The 1,245-nt window shown below is 47.1% G+C and carries 1 pseudogene; it reads left to right on the top strand.

The features are described from left to right. Positions 1 to 85 precede the first annotated feature (85 nt). A pseudogene (locus B7X71_RS17240) lies at positions 86 to 1,144 on the top strand (phosphomethylpyrimidine synthase ThiC); the annotation flags it as partial. Between the last annotated feature and the right edge of the window lie 101 nt (positions 1,145 to 1,245).

Here is a 1,245-nt window from a genome sequence, read left to right as displayed (position 1 = left end):
CCCGATCCAGGTAATGCTGGCGTGGGGAGTTTTCCATCAGACCGTCACCCGGTTTCGTCCATCTAATTACAGTCAGGAGATGGACATGAGCGATACCAATACAAAATCTAAACAAGAGATTCCTAGCCTTAAGAGCTTGGAGCGTGACTTTGGCCAAAAATTTGCCTATCCCGCCTCCACAAAAACCTATTTAGAGGGTTCACGCCCAGACATCAAAGCACCGATTCGCATGATTGAGCAGTTATCAACACGCGTAGGTGAAGAAATGGTCCCTAATCCACCTGTTCCGGTTTACGACACGTCAGGGCCATATAGCGACCCCGATATTGTGATTAACCTTGAAAAAGGCTTGCCTTTATTGCGCAAGAACTGGATTGAAGAACGTGGTGACACAGTGCAATTAGCAGGGCCAAGTTCTGAGTACGGCGTTGCGCGCTCACAAGATGCAGCGACACAGAATTTACGTTTTGCTCACATTAATCCTCCGCGTGTTGCTAAAGCAGGTCAAAACGTGAGTCAAATGTATTACGCCCGCAAAGGCATCGTGACTCCTGAAATGGAATACGTTGCTTTGCGTGAGTCTATGGGTCTAGAGCAATTACGCAAGAATCCTGAGTACAAACAACTTCTCAAGCAACACCCTGGCAAGAGCTATGGCGCCAATTTGCCTGACATTGTTACTGGTGAGTTTGTGCGCTCCGAGATCGCTGCTGGTCGCGCAATCATCCCAGCCAATATCAATCACCCAGAACTAGAGCCCATGATTATTGGCCGCAACTTCCGCGTGAAGATTAACGGCAACCTAGGTAACTCTGCTGTAACTTCCTCAATTAATGAGGAAGTAGAAAAAATGGTGTGGTCGATTCGTTGGGGTGCAGACACCATCATGGATCTATCTACTGGTAAACATATTCATGAAACCCGTGAGTGGATTATTCGTAACTCACCAGTTCCGATTGGTACCGTTCCTATTTATCAAGCTCTTGATAAGACCGGCGGCATTGCAGAAGACCTCACCTGGGAAATGTTCCGCGATACCTTGGTAGAGCAAGCTGAACAAGGTGTGGACTACTTCACTATTCATGCTGGGGTATTGCTGCGTTATGTTCCATTAACTGCTGACCGTATTACTGGCATCGTCTCTCTAGACTTCTTAGAGGTTTAGAGGCAATCGTATCTTGGTCAGGACACCGTGTTCCAGCGGTACTTGGTATTTTGACTCGTGTTGTTAATGCACCATTGTCA

The sequence above is a fragment of the Polynucleobacter sp. 39-46-10 genome, from assembly GCF_002282275.1.
This window is presented reverse-complemented; position numbering and strand designations above follow the sequence as displayed.